The following is a 19,822-nucleotide window of genomic DNA, read 5'->3' as shown; positions in this document are numbered from 1 at the left end:
GTCATTCCACCTCTCACTGCTGTTTAGACCAACTGAAAACTACGCTTGTGCGCGGAGATACTCGTAGAGCGGGAACTGCTCGGCCAACTCCAGCACCTCTCCGCGGATCTTTGCGAGCGCCGCCGGATCGCTTCTCTGCTCCAGCGCGCGAACGATCCAGCCGGCGATGACGAGCATCTCCGCCTCTTTCATGCCACGCGTGGTCAGGGCGGGCGTGCCGATGCGGATACCGCTCGGCTTCATGGGCGGATTGGTGTCGTATGGGATGGCATTTTTGTTCACCGTGATGCCTGCCTCGCCCAAGGCGTGTTCGGCTTCAGAGCCCAGCATGCCCTTCTGGAAGACATCGACCAGCATGAGATGCGTGTCCGTGCCCCCGGAGACGATGCGGAAACCTTTTTCTGCAATGGCCTCCGCGAGGACCTTGGCATTTGTAACGGTTTGAGTTGCGTACTGTGCGAACTCAGGCTGGAGTGCTTCTTTGAAAGCCACGGCCTTGGCGGCGATGATGTGCATCAGCGGGCCGCCCTGCTGACCGGGGAAGACGCTGCGGTCAATGCCTGCGGCGAACTCTTGGCCGCAGAGGATCATGCCTGCTCGCGGGCCGCGCAGCGTCTTGTGGGTGGTGGTGGTGACGACGTGAGCGTGCGGGATGGGCGAGGGGTGCGCGCCGCCGGCGACGAGGCCGGCGAAGTGAGCCATGTCCACCATGAGGTAGGCACCGACCTTATCGGCGATGGCGCGGAGGCGGGGGAAGTCAAACTGGCGCGGATAAGCGCTGCCGCCGCCGATGATCATCTTGGGGCGTTCGCGTTCGGCCTGGGCTTCCAGTTCGTCGTAGTCGACGGTCTCTGTGTCCTTGCTGACCTGGTAGCCGGCGATCTTGTAGAGCTTGCCGGAGAAGTTGAGCTTGTGGCCGTGGGTGAGGTGACCGCCATGGGCGAGGTCGAGGCCGAGGATGGTGTCACCTGGCGTGAGGAGGGTCATGCAGGTGGCGGCGTTGGCCTGGGAGCCGGAGTGCGGCTGAACGTTGACGTGCTCGGCACCGAAGAGCTTCTTGGCGCGGCTGCGGGCGAGGTCTTCGACAACGTCCGCGAACTCACATCCGCCGTAGTAACGCTTGCCGGGGTAGCCTTCCGCGTACTTGTTGGTGAAGACGGTTCCGGCAGCTTCAAGGACGGCGCGGCTGACGAAGTTCTCGGAGGCAATCATCTCCAGGCCTTCGTGCTGGCGGTTGACTTCGTTCTCGATCTGCGCGGCGATCTCGGGATCGGCGGCGGAGAGGGTGGCGTTCAGGTCGATCGGCATGGGTCCATCTTATGTCAGGGGGGCAGGAATGCGGCCTGAAAAGGGTGGTTTCGAGGGTTAGATCGGCTGGATGTTGGTGAGAGTAAGAGTGAGATGCGGATTGTGCAACGGGGCGGACGTCTTCTAACCGATCTTAAGTAATGGCCCACTGGTTAGAACATGATGAGCGAACGTGTGATGGTCATTAGAGTCTTAGAAGGCGATCCTAAGTATGTCGAGGAGCCCAGAATGCTCCCGAGGAGGTTTACCCCATGCACTCTTTCCTGATCGCCGGATGTTTTGTTGGAATGATTCTTGCACCATGCGTTTTAGCGATGTTTACGCTACCTGGAGACTTCTAAACAAGGTCTCCAGGACCGCTTCTTCTATGAGACTGGCTTGAGATTTTCAAAGGCCAGCTTCTTGAAGGCGTCGTGAATGAAGCTGCCGAGATACCAGGCATCGATGTACTTGTAGGGCGTCTCGCCCGTGGTGTAGTGGCCGCAAGGCAACACGCGGGAGACGTAATCGATACCGTATTCATTGAAGTTTTTCAGTACGTCCAGAGAAAATTCTTCCAGGAACGTCAGGTCGTATTTGGCGTGGACGACGAGGACCCGCTTGGGATTCGCGGCAAAGCGGTCCATGTAGGCCATGGGACTGACGGCGCGGAAGACCTCTCGTGTGGTGATTTGCGTGAGGCCAGCCTGCTCAAGCGCTTCGCGAACATGCCGTGTGCTCTGGCCGGTCCAGACAACGTCTCCAAACCAGGTTGACGCGTGATTGAAGGCGCAGACGTTGAGACGTGCGTCGTGGGCGGCGGCGATGAAGGCGTAGCAGGAGCCCAGGCTCGTGCCGAGGACGCCGAACTGCTCGTAGCCCTGCTGCGAGAGCCAGTCGATGCAGGAACGGATGTCCACGACAGCCTGGCGGCAAGCGGCCATGGTGCGGCCGATGTTGGCGGAGACGGCATAGTCCGAGCGCTCCAACTCAGCGGGGCGGCGGATGTCGTGATACGGCTTGGAGAGGCGCAGGCAACTTATTCCGAAGCGATTGAAGATCTCGCAGAGTGCATTGTGGGAGAAGGCGTCGGCGTTCCACTGGGGCATGACGATCATGGCCTGGCGTGGCTTGCCGAGACGGCGGAACTTCTCTTCCTGCTCCGGGCTGGCGGGGTACCAGCGTGCGTTGACCTGATCGTTCTCCGGGTATGGCGTAGAGGCGGCTGAGGTAAAACGCAGGAACGACGCGGCTTTCAGCTTACCGGATGAGGCCTTGCGCTTGAGATCGGCGTCCTGCGCAAGGGTCTCCGGGCGGACATTAGTGGGAAAGAGCTGCGGATGGCGCTCTTCAAGCCGGAAGTCCGAGGGTGTAGCGTAGGCGAAGAACTCATCTGACTGCGCGGCGATCTGCGCGCTGAGGGCGGTCATCTGCGCTTCGTCCGAAGCTCCGGGCATGGGGGTGGTGAGGGGGGGGAGCCAGTCGAAGCCCCACTCGACGGGGCGGACGATACGGTTTGTGTCACGGGTGGTAAGCGCGGTCTCCCAGGCAAACATCCACTTCGCATAAAGCCGAGAGAACATGTTCAAATTTTACCCGGGTTGGGAGGAGGGTGTTTTCTGCATCACTTTTAGTGCGAACAAAAAGCGAACAAACACAGGCTGTGGACGATACGCGGAAAACTTATCTAGTTAGAGCCATTTTAAGCCTTAACAGACTGATGGAATTGAACTTACGGTTTTTTAGCCTCTCTGCAAAAATGGGGCTTGACACCCGTTTTGGGACCGACTATAACCTGGGAACTCTCAATGTGAGTTCGCTTGCTGGGCGATGGGATCGGTGGAGGAAAGAATCCCCTAAAGGTCTGGCGGAGACGGGCGGAGTCGCGAGGAGGATGGGGTCGTGAGTCTTCCCAGGACTTGCTGCGCCCGTAAGGACAGAGCAGTGCGGCAGAGCAGGGACCAGGGCGATGCTAAGCCCTGACGGCGAGCTCTTTCCGCGCTTTATAGCAACCTGTGCGAGTTCAGACGAGAAAGCCATACGGAGGCTCGCCAGGGGGGAACCATGTCTTCTGGAGACACACGATGAACGATGTTCGAATGGACCTGAAGGTATGTGAAGGGTGCGGGATGTTGTGGCTGCGCTCTGCTTTGGAAGCACGCGTTTACTGCCGCCGCTGCACGGTGAAACTGGCCGAGTTCCCGGCGGTTCGGGCTCGGCATATCCAGGTGAGAAAACCCCGCATCAACCGGGCGCTTCAGGTGTGTGCCGGAGGTGCGCGATGAGTGCAGCTCTTGTGATCCTGCCTGTGATCCAGGCGATGGCTGAGGTTGCTTCACGGCCGGCTGCGGGGCCGATCTCCGCGACGGGCGCGGCTTTGCGCAAGGGTCCTCATCGTCTGACGCTGGTGCGGGCTTCCGCCGCCGTCCTGCCGGATGCCGAGGAGCGGATTCGGCTGCGGCCTTCTCCTGAGCTTTCGTTCTACCGCAAGTACACGGAGGCGATGCTTAAGCGGTACACAAAGCTGTCCATGGAGGCCGGCAGGGCTCCTTCCCTGCTGGGCCGCGAGCTGTTTCGCGGTCATGTGACCAACTACAAGGTCAGCAGCTTCGACGACGTGGTGATCTATGTCCACGACGTAGAAAACTGCGTGGCAAAGCTGGGCCGGGGTCAGCAGTACCTTGTCCGGAAGATCGCGATGCAGGGGTACACCCAGCAGGAGACGGCGGCGATGATCGGGACGAATCTGAAGATCGTCATCAAGCGATACGTGGAGGCCATCGATCTGCTGACCCGCCTGTTTCTCGACCTTGGGCTGCTTGCTCCAACTGTTGCAAGTAAAAGGGTTACCGAGGGGCAGTAGCGAGTTTGGCCCATTTTTCACTTGTCAATAGGGCAAAATGGTTAAATTTGACGTAACTTGCTCATTCAAAAGGAGAAAAAACCTAAAAATAAATGGGGTATTTAGTTAACTGAACTTGGTATTCTGTAAAGGCAAGCTAAGTTGAAGGCAAAACGGGAGCGGGTCTAACGACCTTGGCTCCCGTTTTTGCGTTTGCGCCTTGCCTGGATTCGGGATGGGAGTTCGGGCGGGGAGCTTGCACTTGGGGGCTGAATGGCAAGGAAGCGGGTGGCGGGCCGGTTTGTAAAAGGAACGACCGACGAGCCGGAGGAATCGACGAGCCTCGGGCGCAAAGGGGTGAGGAACCCGAGGTTCTTCAAGACCTTTGCCCGGAAGCAGTTTGCCGAGGCTCTACCGGTGATTGTGTCCGTGCTTCTGGACAAGGCGAAGAGCGGAAGCGTGTCTCACCTGAAGCTGCTGGTCGAGTTGAGCGGGTTGGAGAAAGATCCGGACCCGAAGAAGATGAAACCGAGAGGCAAGAGCCTGGAGGCGATTCTGACGGAGCAGTGGGCGAAGGATAAGGCGGAGGCTGCTTTGAAGCCTGCGACGGGAGGATGGCGCTGATGGGGCTGGAGAGGACTTTGACTGGGGAGGTCGATCCGTTTGGGTTGGAGGAGTGAGGGTTGTGGCTGAGTTGGCATGGCGGGAGCGGTCGGCTTCGCCGAGGCCCACCCTAACCGCGATAGGACCGCGGTGAGGATGGGGCACACGGAACTTAATTGTGAAGGTGCAAGAAGCAAAGGGGAGGCTGGATGGCGTTTGAAAGTGGAGTTCACCGGGCGGCGGGCGTAAGGCGTGCGATGGCGAAGGGGCCGGCGCTGGAGATGCGGGCGATGGCGGTGGAGTTTCCGGAGGTGCTAGGTCAGCCGGGGAGGCTGCATCACCTGGAGCAGCGCGTCAGCCGCAACGAACAGGGCGTGCAGCGGATGCGCGGCATCACGGCGGCGTTCGGGACGGCGCTGACGATGATGCACTTTGCGATCAGCTACTTTACGGGCAAGCATCACTGAACGCATTGGCGCGGAAGTTCACACGCGAACTCTATAATGAGCCAATGGACGGGATGCCGCTGGTTGGCGTGGTAATGGGAAGCCGCAGTGATTATGCGGTGATGAAAGCAGCGGTGGATGTGCTGCGGGAGTTTGGCGTGCCGTATGAGGCCAAGGTGGTCAGTGCGCACCGCACGCCGGAGCTGATGGTGGAGTACGCGCAGACGGCGATCGCACGCGGTCTGCGCGTGATCATCGCCGGGGCCGGCGGGGCCGCGCACCTGCCGGGCATGATCGCCGCGCTGACGGTGGTGCCGGTGCTTGGGGTGCCGGTGTCCGCCACTTCATTGCAAGGTTTAGACGCGCTGTTGAGCATCGTGCAGATGCCCAAGGGCGTGCCGGTGGGGACGCTGGCGATCGGTGCTTCCGGCGCTGCGAACGCAGGTCTGCTGGCCGTAGCGATGCTCGCCACAACCGATGCGGAGCTGCAGCAGAAGCTGATCGCACGGCGCGAGGCGACACGGGATAAGGTGCTGGGCGAGTCGCTTGAAGAAGACGAGGTGAAGGCGTGAGCACGATGAAGGCTGGAACGCCCCTGCTGCCGGGCGCGACGATCGGGATCTTTGGCGGCGGACAACTGGGCCGCATGATGGCGATGGCCGCACGCGGCATGGGCTATCGCATCCTGGTGCTGGACCCCGACCCAGGCTGTCCGGCGCGGTTCATCGTCGACGGCTGCATTGAGGCCGGATGGGACGACAGCCGGGGCGCGGCGATGCTGGCGCGCGGCTGCGACGTCGTCACGCTCGAGATCGAGCAGATCGGCGAGCGCAGCATGGCCTCTGCCGCGACCTTCTGCCCGGTGCGTCCGGGTGGCGCGATGCTCGCCATCATCCAGGACCGGATCGAGCAGAAGAACTGGCTGACCAAACATGGTTTCCCCGTAGGCGAATTCCGCGCGGTGCGGTCGCTCGATGAAACGCGCGCGGCGATCGCAGAGCTGGGCCGCTGCTTCTGCAAGAGCGCAACCGGCGGCTACGACGGGCGCGGGCAAGGCAAGGTCGGCTTCAGCGCAGAGCCGGTCACCGAGGCGGACGTGCTCGGGGCATGGGAGGCTCTGGGCGAAGGGCCGGGAGTCGTAGAGAAGGCCGTCCACCTGGAGCGCGAGATCAGCGTCATGGTCGCCCGCAGTCCGCGGGGCGAGGTGAAGGTCTATCCCGCCGCCTGGAACCACCATGAAAACCAGATCCTGGACTGGAGCGTGATCCCCGCGCCGATTCCTCCATCCATGGAGGCCGAGGCGCGTGAGATCGCATACGAGATCGCCGATACCTTCCAGCTCGAAGGCCTGCTGGCCGTGGAGATGTTCATCACGCAGGATGGCGAGCTGCTGATCAACGAGCTCGCCCCGCGTCCGCACAACAGCTATCACGAGAGTGAACGCGCCTGCGTGACCAGCCAGTTCGAGCAGGCCATCCGCGCCGTCTGCGACCTGCCCCTGGGTGATGTCGAGGTCGTCCAGCCTGCGGCAATCGCCAATTTGCTGGGCGATCTATGGCTCAATCCCGACGGTTCAGCGCGCGAGGTCTGCTTCGATAAAGCGCTAGCCGTACCGGGCGTGGCGCTGCATCTGTACGAGAAGCTGAAGCCGCGCAAGGGCCGGAAGATGGGCCATTTAAGCGCAATCGGCGCAACAGCGGAGCAGGCCATCGAGCGCGTGCTGCGGGCGAAGGCTGCGCTCTAGCGTGTCCTCAAGCGGTACTGGTTACCGTTTAGTACCGTCATTGTTACTTATTTCGCCTTATCTTCGCCTAACAGCGTGGTACGCTCGTTGCCACTGGAGCATCCAATGCTTCAGTGGTAGCGTAGCGATGGAGCTTGAATGAACGGACGAGAGATTGAACGGCTGCTCACAATGATCGACGCAAATATCGCGGCGAATCAGACGATCCTCAAGGATGAGATGCTGCGGTTTATCGAATCCCATGAGGACCAGGTAGTGAACGAACTGCGTGCCCATGAGAGCGCCGACATTCCAACCTCGGCTGGAGTCATGACGATCAAGCTGTCCGATCTGCGGGAGCTTGTGGCCTGAGTGCTGGCAATCGGTTTCACCCTGCTGCTGGGTGCTTACCTCTTCGGCCCCGGATTGATCGCGCGGTTGATCCTCGGCTTTGCAGTCCCGCGTAAGACCCTCGTCCAAAGCAGAAGCGAAGAGGTCACTCGTTCGATCGTGCAGGCTGTCGTTCCCTTTGGAATCGCCCTGGTCTGGGCGCGTGCCACCGGCGCACTCCAGCAAAGCGGCCATCTCACCGATCTGCAAACCGTCTTCTCCGGCATCTACAGCACATCCTTCTTCGACGCGCACCGCCAGGACTTCTTCTCCAGTCTTCACGCCTTCTGCCAGATGAATCTGTGCCTCTTGTTGAGGCTTTATCTTCTGGTTGTTCTCTTCGCCCTCACGCTCAATCTTGCCATCCGCAACTACAGCCAGCTTCGAGCCAGACTGCCCCTGGGCTGGCAGAAGGCGCTGCTAGCCACGCTGGTCCTGCCGCGCGTCTCAGAGTGGCATGTGCTGCTCTCAGAGATGCTGCTGCCCGCCGGAGACTTTCTCGATGCGGATGTGCTGACGAAGTCCTCCGTCCTCTATCAGGGCAGGATTCAGGACAAGATGCTGGGAGCGGATGGCAGCCTGCAAAGCATCACGCTGGCCAAGCCGCGGCGATTCCTGCGAGACGAGTTTGAGAAGGCAAAGGAAGCCGATCCCAACGTGGACCGCGAGGCCTACTGGCGATCGATCGCCGGCAACCTGTTTGTGCTCATGGCGTCCGACGTCATCAACCTGAACCTGAAGTACATCCACAGAAATCCCATCGACTTCCGTTCCTCGCAGGAAGAACGCATCGTCCTGCGCAGACTGCTGGAGCGGCTGAGCAACGATGAGACAGACCGGGATCAGACCGACCGGCAGGCAGACTAAAACGGAAAAGGCGGCAGGCCCGATTGGGAGCCTGCCGCCTTTTACATTTATCCGACCTCGTACTTAGCCGATGTCTTCAGCCCAGTTCTCGAGATACGCCTTGAAGTCGCTCATGAACTTGCCTGCGTCCGCGCCGTCCACGATGCGGTGATCGAAGCCCAGCGTGAAGCGCTGCACGTTGCGGATGGCGATGGTGTCCTGCCCATCCTTATCCGTCAGCACCAGGGCTTCCTTGTTCAGGCCGCCGACGCCGAGGATGGCCGCCTGGGGCTGGTTGATGATCGGCGTGCCGAACTGCTCGCCGAAGATCCCCGCGTTGGTGATCGTAAAGGTGCCGCCGGAGACTTCGTCCGGAGCAAGCTTCTTGGTCCGCGCACGCTCGGCCAGGTCAACGATCGACCGTGCCACGCCCAGGAAGTTCTTCTCCTCGCAGCCCTTGATGACCGGGACGATCAGGCCCCACTCCAGCGCAACCGCGATTCCGATGGCGATGTTCTTGTTGTAGAAAATGGCATCGCCCTGGATGGCGGCGTTGACCACGGGGTGCTTCTTCAGAGCCTGCACAGCCGCGCGCGTGATGAACGGCATGTAGGTCAGCTTGGTGCCGTTGCGCTGCTCGTACTTGTTCTTCTCGCGCTCACGCAGCTTGACGATGCGCGTCATGTCCACCTTGAAGACGGTGTGAACGTGCGGGCTGGTCTGCTTGGATTCCACCATGCGCTTGGCAATGATGGAGCGCATCTTGGTCATCGGAACCAGCTCGCCCAACTGCTGCGTGGGTGCCGCGGCCTTGGCCGGAGCGGTCGTCGCAGGCGCAGACTGCACGGCCGAGACTGAAGGCTGCACCGTCGTCGGAGTAGCAGCAGCGGTCGAGGCAGGCTTGTCCAGATGGCCCATGATGTCGGCCTTGGTGATGCGCCCGGCGGAACCGCTTCCGGAGACCTGCTGCAGATCGATGTTGTTATCACCCGCAATCTTGCGGACCAGCGGCGAGGAGCGAGGCGTCTCGCCCTGCGAAGCCTGCGTGGGTGCGGCAGCAACAGCAGCGGGTGCCGCTGGGGCAACGGCGGCAGGCGCGGCAGCCTTGGGCTTGCTGCCCGCCGCTCCGCCGATCACCGCAACGATGGTGTTGACGGTGACGGTAGCGCCTTCCTTGACCCGGATCTCAGTCAACGTGCCGGCGACGGGCGACGGAATCTCAGCGTCAACCTTATCCGTCGAAATCTCAAAGATCGGCTCGTCACGCGCGACGGTATCGCCAATATTCTTGAGCCACTTGGTGATCGTGCCTTCGGTGATGGACTCGCCCATCTGCGGCATGGCGACTTCGGTACCGCCGCTGACTTCAGTTTCGGGCTCTGGAGCAGGAATCGCAGCCTCCTGGGCGGCGGTCGCTTCGGCAGCGGGAGTGGCAGAGTCAGCCTTCAAGTCAGCCGGTGCGGGTGCGGCGGCAGCAGCAGAGCCAGCCTCATTGATCGTGCAGACAACCGTGTTGATCTGTACGGTCGAGCCCTCGGGCGTCTTGATCTCACCCATGATGCCCGCGGCGGGCGAAGGAATCTCAGCGTCAACCTTGTCGGTCGAGATCTCGAACAACGGCTCGTTACGCTCGACGGGGTCGCCCGGCTTCTTGAGCCATTTCGTGAGCGTGCCTTCGGTAATGGATTCGCCCATCTGGGGCATGACTACTTCGGTCGGCATGTGTGTCCTTCTCGTCCGGATTCCGGACTGGAGATTGCAAAGCTGCGCCACTGGATTATAAGACTTGCGGTGCAAAACTGGCCGGCGTGGGCGATTATGGAACGCCTGCCGTCTCAGCCAGATGCGATGCCGCGCCGTCCGCCAGCAACGCCTCAAGCGAGTTCGCCGCAAGAACCTGCCGCCCAAAGACCTTGCCGAAGTTGCGCGAGGTACACAGCAGCGCCTCGGCGAGCGTAGGCACAGGCTCCAGCGGCGATTCCAGCTCCAGGCTGGTCACCTGCCGGTCCGTAATGCCGCACGGCACAATCCACTCGAAGTCCCGCAGATCCGTCGTCACATTCAGCGCAAAGCCGTGCGTGGTCACGCCCTGCGAGACATGCACCCCCAGCGCCGCAATCTTGCGCTCCTCCAGGCTGCCGTTGGCCAGCGTCCAGACACCCGTCCTGCCCTTGACCCGCTGCGTCATCACCCGGAACTCCCCGCAGGTGCGGATCAGCACCTCCTCCAGCAGCCGCACGAAGTCCACCGGCCCCAGGTGCGGTCCTTTCTTGCCCGGCAGGTCGCCGCGCAGATCGACGATGGGATACCCCACCAGCTGTCCCGGCCCGTGATACGTCACATCGCCGCCGCGGTTCACCTCATGCAGCTCCACGCCCTTGCTGGCGAGCAGCGCATCCGTAGCCAGCACATTCTCCCGTTTCGAGTTGCGCCCCAGCGTCAGCACCGGAGGATGCTCCAGCAGGATCAGCGTATCGCCCACCTGACCCGCCTTGCGCGCCGCGGAGACCCGCTGCTGCATGGCCAGCCCTTCCGCATAGGAGATTCGTCCAGGTGAGAGCAGGTGAAAGAACATGCTTCTATTTTGAACGCAACGACTTGCCTATGGCCAGACCCGCTCCGTCGAAGCAACGGACCACCCCGTATTTTGCCTTGACAAACGGATGGGCCGGGTTTCAGATGCCTCATGCAAAACAAGCTGAAACGCCGCACTGTGGAGAAACTTGGCCGGGCTGCGTCAGGCTGCGTGGTCGTACTGGGGCTTGGCCTCACCCTCTGCACGACCGGCTGCCTCTCCCCTCTCAACAAGCATGCCGTCGCCCTCTCGGCTGCCACCGCACCCGTCGTGGACGGCGCGGCGGTCGCGTATAACTCCGCGGAGAGCATCCACGATCTGCGCGAAAACTATGAAGCCGCCCAGCAGTTCGACGCAGCCTCTCCCGTCTACAACCCACGCAAGATTCAGCCGCTCCTCAACGATCACGACATAGAGATCCGCTTGTCCGTCCTGGCAGCTTTTCAGGCCTATAGCCGCTCGCTCGTCGAAGTCACCAATAACACCGACTCGCCCGAGCTTGACGCCGCCTCCAGGTCCGCCGGCGAAGGGCTCAGCGCACTCGGCAACTCGCTCGCACCCTCCATCGAGAACACCCTCGGAATCGCCTCCACCACCGCGACCCAGACCATCGTCACCACCACGACACCCGGCACCACGTCGACCACCTCCTCCCTTTCGACGACCCCTACGCCGGCCATCTCTCCTGCCGTGAGAACCGGAATCGAAACCGCGGTCAATGCGCTCGGCCAATATCTCGTCAGCAAGAAGATCAAGAGCCAGCTCCCCGCCATCGTCAAGACGATGGATCCCAACGTCACCGCGCTCTGCCAGCTTCTCGAACAGGATCTTGACACCCTTCAGAGCCAGGAGCAGCTCGACTTCAACTACATCATCAATACCCAGACGCTCTTCCTGCGCAGCGCCGGGATGGACGCTCAACACCCTGCAATCGATCCCGGCGTGCGTCGCGAACAGATCATGCAGCTTCCGGAGATCGTTCGCCAGCAGCGTTCCGCGGATATGCAACTGACCGCGCTGAAGGCCTCCGTCGTGAAGCTTGCCATGACCCACCACGCCCTTGCCGCCGCTGCCCAGGACAACAATCCCGAGTCGCTCAAAGACAAGCTCTCCGAGCTTGAGGCGGCCGGCAGCAATCTCGGAAAGTTTTAGCCCTGCCACGTCCTGATCGACCTGCGCCATCCAGAGAGCCCGGAGAAGACACTTGACCATCCAGCCCCCCATCCCACCCGCCCAAACCGTCGCGATCCCCCTGACCCCGGAGGTCAGGGCTGCCTACCAGGCTCTCTACGATGCCAACGAGGCTCTAATCGAAAACACCACAGACCCCGGATTCCTTGCGGCGCTCAATGACGTCAGCACCAACGTCGGGAACATCCTGACCAAGGACAATCTGTATCGCATTGAGGCCAACAACGCCCTCTTCCAAGCTCTTCAGCAGCAGATCAACAGTACCAACGCGAGCCTGCTCGCCCTCAAGAAGCAGATCCAGGCCGTAGCCTCGCATGTCTCTGAAGCCGGCACCGTGCTCAGCGCCATCGACAAGGTCGTCTCGCTCGCCACAGGCTGAAGACCCGGCGCAAACAAAAAGGGTGCCTCCGCATAACCCAGCTGAGGCACCCTTTGTTCTGCCGCACATAGTTAGACGTTGATCGCCATACCCTCAACGCTCGAGAAGCCGTCCAGCAGGCTCTCGCTCAGCGTCGGATGCGCGTGGATCGTGAACATCATCTCTTCCACCGTCGCCTCAAGCTCTAGCGCCGTGACGCACTCCGCGATGATCTCCGTCGCCTGCGGTCCGATGATGTGGACTCCCAGTACCTCGCCGTACTTGGCGTCGGACACCACCTTCACAAAGCCGTCGTGCGAGTCCAGAATCGTCGCCTTGGAGTTCCCCACGAACGGGAACTTGCCCACCTTGACCTGATAGCCCTTCTCCTTGGCCTGCGCCTCCGTCAGCCCAACCGAGCCGATCTGCGGATCGCAGTACGTGCAGCCCGGAATCCGCTGACGATTCACCGGCCGCGCATACTTGCCGGCCAGCTTGCTCGCCACGACCACGCCGCACATCGCGCCGACGTGCGCCAACTGCGGCAGCCCGCCCACGATATCGCCGATCGCATAGATCCCCGGCTCCGTCGTCTCCATCCACTCGTTGGTCATGATGAAGCCGCGATCCAGCGGAATGTTCACCTTGTCCAGCCCACAGTCATACGTGCGCGGCGCGCGTCCCACAGCCACCAGCACCTTCTCCGCCGTCTTGGTCTGCTGCTTGCCGGTCGAGTCCGTAAACGTGACCACCGCACCGCCGTCCTTCTTGTCGATCTTCTCCACCTTCGCGCTGAGGAAGACCTCAAAGCCGCGCTTCTTGTAGAGCCTCAGCAACTCCTTCGAGATCTCCTCGTCTTCGGCATTCACCAGGCGGGGCAGCGCCTCGATGATCGTGACCTCCGCGCCAAAGCTCTTGAAGATCGAAGCGAACTCAACCCCCACAGCTCCGGACCCGATCACCACCATCGACTTCGGCATCGCCGGCAGCGTCAGGATCTCCATGTTGGTCAGGATCGTGTCGTCGGCCTTATAGCCTGGCAGCATACGAGCGTCGGAGCCGGTGCTGAGCACCACCTTCTTCGCCTTGATCTCATCAACCTTCTGGCTGGTATAGCCCTCAGCCTGCGCATCCTTGCCGCGTCCGGAGGCCTTATCTTCGTCCGTCACGGTGATGGTGTGGATGCCGTCCTTGGCCGGTCCGGTCAGGCGGCCGTGTCCACGGAAGACCGTGATCTTGTTCTTCTTCATCAGGAAATCAAGCCCCTTGGTGTGCTTGTTCGTGATGTCGCTCTTACGCTTGATCAGGTTGTCCCAGTTGAGCTTCGGCGCGTCCACGTTGTCGATGCCGTAGTTCGCGGCATGCTTCAGGTGATCCCAGATCTCGGCTGAAAACAGCAGCGATTTCGTCGGGATGCAGCCCCAGTGCAGGCATGTGCCGCCCAGCTTATCCGTCTTCTCAATCAGCGCGACCTTCAGGCCAAGCTGCGCGGCGCGAATGCCGCAGGTATACCCGGCGGGTCCGCCGCCAACCACCACTAAATCGAAAATCGTATCTGACAAAGCCGCTCTCCATCCCGCCTATGCCGTTGCATGGCAAACAGATCTAATTTTACTCTTCACGTCAAGCACAGCCCGGAGCATACTGAATTCATGGCAACGCCCGTGCTCATCCCCGTAGAGCAGTACCTCTCCACCAGCTACGACCCGGACTGCGACTACATCGACGGAGAGGTTCAGGAAAGAAATAGGGGCGAGCGTCCGCATTCTCTTATGCAACTGGCTCTCTCAGCCATCTTCTACTCCAACCGCCGTGCCTGGAAGGTCCTTCCCATGCCGGAGCAGCGGGTCCAGACCTCCGCCACCCGCTTCCGCATCCCCGATGTTTGCTTGATCGCTGCCAGCGACCCAGCCGACCCCATCGTCCACATCCCACCCATCCTCTGCGTCGAGATAATCTCCTCAGGACAGACCTTGCGCCACATGCAGGAGCGCACGGACGATTACCTCGCTATGGGGGTCCAGCAGGTTTGGGTCCTTGACCCCGTCCGCCGCGAAGCTTTCATCCCAAGCCCATCTGGAGTCTTGCAGCCCTCCCCAGATAACCTCAACGTCAGCGGGACCCCAATCGAGCTCTCCTGGACCGAGATCCTCCGTGAGTACGACGATCTCGCCGCCGGCCGCTAGAAAGATCCTCTAGTCCCGCGCCATCCGCCGGTCCAGGCTTCCAGGGTTCGACCCCTCAGAGTTGAAGTTCTCAAACTTCCGCAGCTTGCAGTTATTGCAGATCGAGTCGAACAGTCCCCGCCAGATCAGGTTTACGCCCTTACGCGAGCCCACCGCGCCATATCGGCGACGGCAGCGCGGACAGCGGAACTCTCCCGCCCACCAGATCATCCCGCACGCCGCAACAAACCACCCGATGATGACCCCAAGGGTCAGGAAGGGCTGTTGCAGCCAAAACTCTGAGAGCAGAAACACTCCTAGAGCCACCGGAACCCAGCCAAAAAGCAGAATGAGTGCAAGATTCCGCCGCATCCGGTATGCGCTCCATTGTGCTCGGATCGACCCATTCGGGTTAACCGGCAGCGTTCTCTCTTCGACCTCATTCAACGTCTGCTGCCTCTCCACCGTTGTGTCCCCTTACCCCAGTGCCCGCCCCGCTTCTTTCGCGAAGTAGGTCACGATGAAATCAGCCCCGGCCCGTCGCAGTGAAAGGAGAGACTCGATAATCGCACGTTCTCGCTCGAGCCATCCACGTTCGAATGCAGCGACCAGCATACTGTATTCCCCTGAAACCTGATATGCCCCAATTGGGACTTCGTACCGGTCCCGTGCTTCTTTCAGCACATCCAGATATGGCATCGCGGGTTTCATCAGGATCATATCCGCACCCTCCAGCAGGTCCTGCTCGATCTCCCGCATCGCCTCCCGCCGGTTCGCCCCGTCCATCTGGTACGTCTTCCGATCCCCAAACTGAGGCGCGGAATCGGCCGCCTCGCGGAACGGCCCGTAGAACGCACTCGCAAACTTCGCCGCATAGCTCATGATCGGAGTCTGTTGGTGCCCTCCCTCGTCCAGCGCCGCGCGGATCGCCTCCACCCGTCCGTCCATCATGTCGCTGGGCGCGACGATATCCGCACCCGCCTCCGCCAGCGACGCAGCCGTCTTCGCAATCAGCCGCACGCTGGAGTCGTTCTCCACCGCATACTCCTCGCCGTCCCGAGCCACGATCCCGCAATGCCCATGCGACGTGTACTCGCACAGACACACATCGGCGATCGTCACCAGGCTCTTCAGCCCGCTTTCCCGCTTGATCGCCCGCAGCGCCGTCTGCATGATGCCCTGCTCGTCCCACGCCCCGCTGCCCTGCTCATCCTTCTCCGGCGGCAGTCCGAACAGCAGCAAGCCACCCAACCCCAGTTCCACGCACTCCGCCGCATCCTTCAGCGCCTCATCCACCGAGACATTGAACACCCCCGGCATGGACGAGATCGGCTTCCGCACACCCTCACCCGGCACAATGAACAGCGGGTAAATCAAGCTTTCCGGGCGCAGATGCGTCTCCCGCACCAGGCTCCGCAGAGCCTCCGTCCGGCGCATCCTTCGCATCCGCGTAACGTGTCCTGTCATATCCTTCATAAGTCCAGTTTACTGTGACCAGCGTCCAATCTTCGGATGGCACAATGGAAGGGCTATCATCGTCTTCCGGGCCTCTTGTGCCGGTCGCATCATCTCAGGAGTTCTTGCATGAAGGTAATGCTGTTCGGGGGAACGGGTATGGTCGGCCAGGGCGCGCTGCGCGAGTGCCTCCTCGATCCCTCCATCAAGGAAGTCGTCGCCATCACCCGCAGCACCGTCGCCCAGCCCATCCCCACCCCCTCGCCCAAACTGCGCCAGATCATTCGCAAGGACCTCTTCGACCTGGACGGCCTCGACGATGAGTTCGCCGCCGTCGATACCTGCATGTTCTGTCTCGGCGTCACCTCCTTCCGGATGAAGGAGGACGACTACCGCCACATCACCTACGACCTCACCCTCTCGGTCGCCAAGCGCTTCGTCCGCGTCAACCCCAAGGTCGTCTTCATCTACGTCTCCGGAGCCGGCACCGACTCCACCGGCGAGAGCAAGACCATGTGGGCCCGCGTCAAAGGCGAGACCGAAAACGACCTTCTCGCCCTGCCCCTGCGCGCCGCCTTCATGTTCCGCCCCGGCGGCATCGTCCCCCAGCACGGCATCAAGTCCAAGACCGCCGTCTACCAGGTCTTCTACTCCATCCTCAAGCCCATCATGCCGCTCTTCGAGCGCTTCTTCCCCAAGTACGTCACCACCACCGACCAGCTCGGCGGTGCCATGCTGCGCCTCGCCAAAAAGGGCGTGGCCCAGGAAGGCCCGCCCCGCCGCGTACTGGAAAGTGTCGATATCGCCCGCATGTAACCCAGACATCGCTCGTGTGTAAGCGCGGGCGATATCTTTCCCGTCTTCTGGCAAACGTCGTCATTCTGGCGAAGCCAGAACCTCCGTATTTGTTCTTGCCGTTGCTCGTTCTACCGCTAGACCCGTATCCCCTCTTCCGCAGCCGCCAGACCTTCATACTCCGCACCACCCGCCTTCGATCCCAGCACCCAAAGCGTATAGATTCCCAGCGCCGTGCCCAGCGGGATCTTGATCAGCGAAAGTATCGCCATGATGATCGCCAGCGGCCGGCCCCAGCTACGCCGCGTCAGCAGTCCATAGCCTGTCAACACGGATAACCCCGCCATGACGGTTGTCCCGAATGCGATGAACGGCAGCAGGCACTGAAACACCTCCGGCATAAAATCCGACCCATCGCCCCACCAGCCGTGGCGCGCCAGCGCATGCACGGCAAAGTAAGCGGCGATCCCCGCCACCATCCGGAACGCTCCCCAGACACACCAAGCCATGCCCAGCGGCTGCACATTCTGCCGCACACGCTGCCTCTGAGCCCCTGCAGCCGAGACATAACTGGCATACGGCGGCGGAGGAGGCACAGCACCTGCAGCAGCGGCCCCCAAAGGCATCCAGGCCTGCTGCCCAAAGCCAGGCCGAGGAGCATCTTCCATCACCCGGGCACCACAAGCCTTACAAAAGTGAACCCCGCCGACTATCTCGCAACCACAAGCCGCACAGACCATCGCACAACCTCCCGCACCCAACCTAACCGGCACGCAAGATCAAATACGCACCCACCCACCCACCAGTTCCACCTGTTTTCACCGATTTCACCACCATGACCGTCGTGTGCTCCACCCTCAGCGCGGCTTCTTGCGATTAGGGTGGGCATCGGGCAAAGCCCGACCGCTCCCGCCCATGCCAACGTACCCATCACCCAGTCGACAGTCAGCAACCCTCAAGCTGGCAGCTCAGGGCTGACAGCTGGCAGCTGGAAGAAACCACTCCCCTCAACCAGCCACCAGCCTCACCGTAGAAAGAGCCTTACCAAACCCGGCAAGCCGGCACATGCACCATGGCCTGCCCCGCCTTGCACTGAAACGCATTCTTGAACTCCGGCATATTCGACACAACCCCATTGATCCGCGCGAACCCAGGCGAGTGCGGATCGGTCGCCGCGCTCACCCGCAGGTTCTCCGGCCGTTCGTTCTCGCAAGCCCACTGCGCCATCCCGACGAAGAACCGCTGATCCGGCGTAAATCCATTGATCGGCATCAGCTTCTGTCCCGCAGTCTCCTTCTTCCACGCAATGTACGCGAGCAAAGTCCCACCCAGATCCGCCACATCCTCCCCGCTCGTCAGCTTGGAGTTGATATGGATGTCGTCGACCACCACATACCCCGCATACTGGTCGCGCACGCACTGGATCCTCTGCTCGAACCCCTTCGCATCCGCCGCCGTCCACCAGTCCCGCAGGTTGCCCTTATCGTCGAACTGCCGGCCCTCGTCGTCGAACGCATGCGTCAGCTCATGCCCAATCGTCGCGCCCGTGTTCCCGTAGTTCGGCGCGTCGTCTTCCTTCGCATCGTAGAGCGGCGGCTGCAGCACGCCCGCCGGGAAGTTGATGTCGTTCATCTGCGGATTGAAGTACGCGTTCACCGTCGGCGGCGTCATCCCCCACTCCGTCAGGTCCACCGGCTTGCCCAGCTTGTTCCAGTTCCGTGCATCCTCAAACCGGTACGCACGCACCGCGTCACCCGCATAATCATCCGGCTTGACCTCCAGCGTCGAGTAGTCCCGCCACGTATCCGGATACCCGATCTTGTTCCGGATCGCATGAAGTTTTCTCTCCGCCTCCACCTTCGTCTCCGGGCTCATCCAGTCCAGCCCTTCGATCTCCCCCTTCATCGCAGCCTCAATCTGCTCCGTCATCGTCCGCGTCTTGGCCTTCATCTCGCTCGAAAACGTCCGCCGCACAAACTCCTGCCCCAGCGCCTCGCCGAGCATCCGGTCCACGCCACCCGTGCAGGTCTTCCAGCGCGCCGGCATCGTCGGCACGCCGCGCAGCGTCTTCGAGTAGAAATCAAAGTTTGCCTGCACAAACGGATGCGAAAGATAAGGCGCGGCAGCCGTCAGCATATGGAACTTCAGATAGGCCTTCAGCGCCTCCACCGGCTCCGTCATGAGCTCCGCCTGCACCGCCTTCATGAACTCCGGCTGCGATACATTCAGCTTCGTAAACGCGCCCGCTCCCTGCGTCTTGAAGTACCCCGCCCAGTCGATCCCCGGCGCAAGCCCGCCCAGCTCCGCCAGCGTCATCATGTGATAGATCTTGTGCGGATCGCGCCGTTCCACCACCGTCAGCGACCCCGTCGCCAGCGCCGTCTCGATCGTCAAAATCGCCTTCGCATCCGCGCTGGCCTTCTCGCTCGGCTCACCCGCCAGCGTCATCAACTGCTGCACGTAAGCCACGTACTGCTCCCGCAGCTTCACGCTCTTCGCATCCGTCTTCAGGTAGTAGTCCCGGTCCGGCAGCCCCAGCCCGCCCGCGCCAACCTCCACAATCTCGGTCGAGGAATCCACCGCATCCTGCCCCACGCCGGACCCGAAGAAGAAGCTCCCCGCAACATTGTGGTGCAGCGTCGCAATCGCATGAGCCGCCTGCTCCCGGGTCGTGATCATGTCCAGCCGAGCCAGCCCAGCCTCCACCGGCTTCATCCCCAGCGCGTCGATCGCCGGCGTATTCATACACGCCGCATAGTAATCTCCCACCTTCTGCTGCACCGGCGTCCGATCCTTCGCCACCGCGTCATCCTTCAGAATCCCCCACAGGAACTGCTGATTGTCGATCGCCAGCTTGTGATAAACGCTCCAGCTCGCCTGGTCCGCCGGAATCGGATTCTTCTTCATCCACCCGCCGCAGGAGAACTTATAAAAATCCACGCAAGGGTCCACGGTCTTATCCAGGCTCGTCAGATCCAGCACCGGTGAAAACGGAATCGCACTCAGAGGCTGCACCACCGGCAGTACCGTACCCTGCGCACCCGCGCCCACACCACCCAGCAAACTCAGAACCGCCGCAGCCATCTTCAATTTCATGAACGTAAATTCTCCTGTGCAGCCATCGTATATCGCCTCCGCGCCGCAAA

At 61.4% G+C, this 19,822-nt stretch carries 20 protein-coding genes; 11 read left to right on the top strand and 9 right to left on the bottom strand.

What is annotated here, in order from left to right; translation table 11 throughout:
- Positions 1–39: 39 nt before the first annotated feature.
- Together glyA and ACIX9_RS00160 are read right to left on the bottom strand one after the other, a co-directional pair.
- Positions 40–1,308 carry a serine hydroxymethyltransferase gene (glyA, locus tag ACIX9_RS00165; RefSeq protein ID WP_013578453.1) on the bottom strand — a complete coding sequence of 423 codons (1,269 nt, stop codon included), beginning with the start codon at positions 1,306–1,308 and terminating at the stop codon, positions 40–42.
- Between the two features lie 365 nt (positions 1,309–1,673).
- The gene (locus tag ACIX9_RS00160) at positions 1,674–2,870 is read right to left on the bottom strand and encodes an alpha/beta hydrolase family protein (protein ID WP_013578452.1); all 1,197 of its coding nucleotides are present in this window, start codon (positions 2,868–2,870) and stop codon (positions 1,674–1,676) included.
- A gap of 698 nt (positions 2,871–3,568) precedes the next feature.
- On the opposite strand from ACIX9_RS00160, the gene ACIX9_RS00155 reads away from it, so the two are divergent.
- The 7 genes from ACIX9_RS00155 to ACIX9_RS00125 all read left to right on the top strand — a co-directional run bounded on the left by ACIX9_RS00155 (position 3,569) and on the right by ACIX9_RS00125 (position 8,158).
- Positions 3,569–4,150: a hypothetical protein gene (locus ACIX9_RS00155; RefSeq protein ID WP_013578451.1), complete on the top strand. Its 582-nt coding sequence runs from the start codon at positions 3,569–3,571 to the stop codon at positions 4,148–4,150.
- 252 nt (positions 4,151–4,402) lie between these two features.
- On the top strand, positions 4,403–4,753 hold the full coding sequence (locus ACIX9_RS00150; protein WP_157477166.1) for a hypothetical protein: 351 nt from the start codon (positions 4,403–4,405) through the stop codon (positions 4,751–4,753).
- 188 nt (positions 4,754–4,941) lie between these two features.
- Entirely contained in the window at positions 4,942–5,199 is a 258-nt protein-coding gene (locus ACIX9_RS00145) for a hypothetical protein (RefSeq protein WP_013578449.1), read from the top strand.
- A gap of 74 nt (positions 5,200–5,273) precedes the next feature.
- On the top strand, positions 5,274–5,750 hold the full coding sequence (gene purE, locus ACIX9_RS00140) for a 5-(carboxyamino)imidazole ribonucleotide mutase (protein ID WP_332308615.1): 477 nt from the start codon (positions 5,274–5,276) through the stop codon (positions 5,748–5,750).
- A 5-nt stretch (positions 5,751–5,755) separates the two neighbouring features.
- Positions 5,756–6,922, top strand: a complete 1,167-nt coding sequence (gene purK / locus ACIX9_RS00135) for a 5-(carboxyamino)imidazole ribonucleotide synthase (RefSeq protein WP_013578447.1) — start codon at positions 5,756–5,758, stop codon at positions 6,920–6,922.
- A 138-nt stretch (positions 6,923–7,060) separates the two neighbouring features.
- Positions 7,061–7,273, top strand: coding sequence for a hypothetical protein (locus tag ACIX9_RS00130; RefSeq protein ID WP_013578446.1), 213 nt, complete (start codon positions 7,061–7,063; stop codon positions 7,271–7,273).
- Positions 7,274–8,158, top strand: a complete 885-nt coding sequence (locus ACIX9_RS00125; RefSeq protein WP_013578445.1) for a hypothetical protein — start codon at positions 7,274–7,276, stop codon at positions 8,156–8,158.
- Between the two features lie 63 nt (positions 8,159–8,221).
- Here ACIX9_RS00125 and ACIX9_RS00120 read toward each other — a convergent pair whose 3' ends face one another.
- A complete protein-coding gene (locus ACIX9_RS00120; protein WP_013578444.1) occupies positions 8,222–9,859 on the bottom strand; it encodes a 2-oxo acid dehydrogenase subunit E2 in 1,638 nt (545 codons plus the stop codon).
- A gap of 94 nt (positions 9,860–9,953) precedes the next feature.
- Positions 9,954–10,712, bottom strand: coding sequence for a lipoyl(octanoyl) transferase LipB (lipB, locus tag ACIX9_RS00115; RefSeq protein WP_013578443.1), 759 nt, complete (start codon positions 10,710–10,712; stop codon positions 9,954–9,956).
- A gap of 111 nt (positions 10,713–10,823) precedes the next feature.
- Here lipB and ACIX9_RS00110 point away from each other — a divergent pair, with 111 nt between their 5' ends.
- Both ACIX9_RS00110 and ACIX9_RS00105 read left to right on the top strand, forming a co-directional pair.
- On the top strand, positions 10,824–11,864 hold the full coding sequence (locus ACIX9_RS00110) for a hypothetical protein (RefSeq protein ID WP_013578442.1): 1,041 nt from the start codon (positions 10,824–10,826) through the stop codon (positions 11,862–11,864).
- Between the two features lie 52 nt (positions 11,865–11,916).
- Complete coding sequence (locus tag ACIX9_RS00105) at positions 11,917–12,282, top strand: hypothetical protein (RefSeq protein ID WP_013578441.1); 366 nt, start codon at positions 11,917–11,919, stop codon at positions 12,280–12,282.
- 71 nt (positions 12,283–12,353) lie between these two features.
- On the opposite strand, the gene lpdA is transcribed toward ACIX9_RS00105, so the two are convergent.
- Positions 12,354–13,823, bottom strand: coding sequence for a dihydrolipoyl dehydrogenase (gene lpdA / locus ACIX9_RS00100; RefSeq protein WP_013578440.1), 1,470 nt, complete (start codon positions 13,821–13,823; stop codon positions 12,354–12,356).
- Between the two features lie 90 nt (positions 13,824–13,913).
- Here lpdA and ACIX9_RS00095 point away from each other — a divergent pair, with 90 nt between their 5' ends.
- Positions 13,914–14,447, top strand: a complete 534-nt coding sequence (locus ACIX9_RS00095; RefSeq protein WP_013578439.1) for a Uma2 family endonuclease — start codon at positions 13,914–13,916, stop codon at positions 14,445–14,447.
- Between the two features lie 9 nt (positions 14,448–14,456).
- Here the strand turns inward: ACIX9_RS00095 and ACIX9_RS00090 are convergent, their stop codons facing one another.
- A complete protein-coding gene (locus ACIX9_RS00090) occupies positions 14,457–14,891 on the bottom strand; it encodes a hypothetical protein (protein ID WP_157477164.1) in 435 nt (144 codons plus the stop codon).
- Positions 14,892–14,903: 12 nt separating this feature from the next.
- A complete protein-coding gene (hemB, locus tag ACIX9_RS00085) occupies positions 14,904–15,893 on the bottom strand; it encodes a porphobilinogen synthase (RefSeq protein WP_013578437.1) in 990 nt (329 codons plus the stop codon).
- A gap of 117 nt (positions 15,894–16,010) precedes the next feature.
- Here hemB and ACIX9_RS00080 point away from each other — a divergent pair, with 117 nt between their 5' ends.
- A complete protein-coding gene (locus tag ACIX9_RS00080; RefSeq protein WP_013578436.1) occupies positions 16,011–16,697 on the top strand; it encodes a Rossmann-fold NAD(P)-binding domain-containing protein in 687 nt (228 codons plus the stop codon).
- A gap of 116 nt (positions 16,698–16,813) precedes the next feature.
- On the opposite strand, the gene ACIX9_RS00075 is transcribed toward ACIX9_RS00080, so the two are convergent.
- Positions 16,814–17,344 carry a hypothetical protein gene (locus tag ACIX9_RS00075; protein WP_157477161.1) on the bottom strand — a complete coding sequence of 177 codons (531 nt, stop codon included), beginning with the start codon at positions 17,342–17,344 and terminating at the stop codon, positions 16,814–16,816.
- A gap of 373 nt (positions 17,345–17,717) precedes the next feature.
- A complete protein-coding gene (locus ACIX9_RS00070) occupies positions 17,718–19,772 on the bottom strand; it encodes a M13 family metallopeptidase (RefSeq protein ID WP_013578434.1) in 2,055 nt (684 codons plus the stop codon).
- Positions 19,773–19,822: the final 50 nt, after the last annotated feature.

Source organism: Granulicella tundricola MP5ACTX9, from assembly GCF_000178975.2.
In the GTDB taxonomy this organism is placed as follows: Bacteria; Acidobacteriota; Terriglobia; order Terriglobales; family Acidobacteriaceae; genus Edaphobacter; species Edaphobacter tundricola.
The sequence above is the reverse complement of the archived record's forward strand: the minus strand, read 5'-3'. Positions and strand labels throughout refer to the sequence as shown.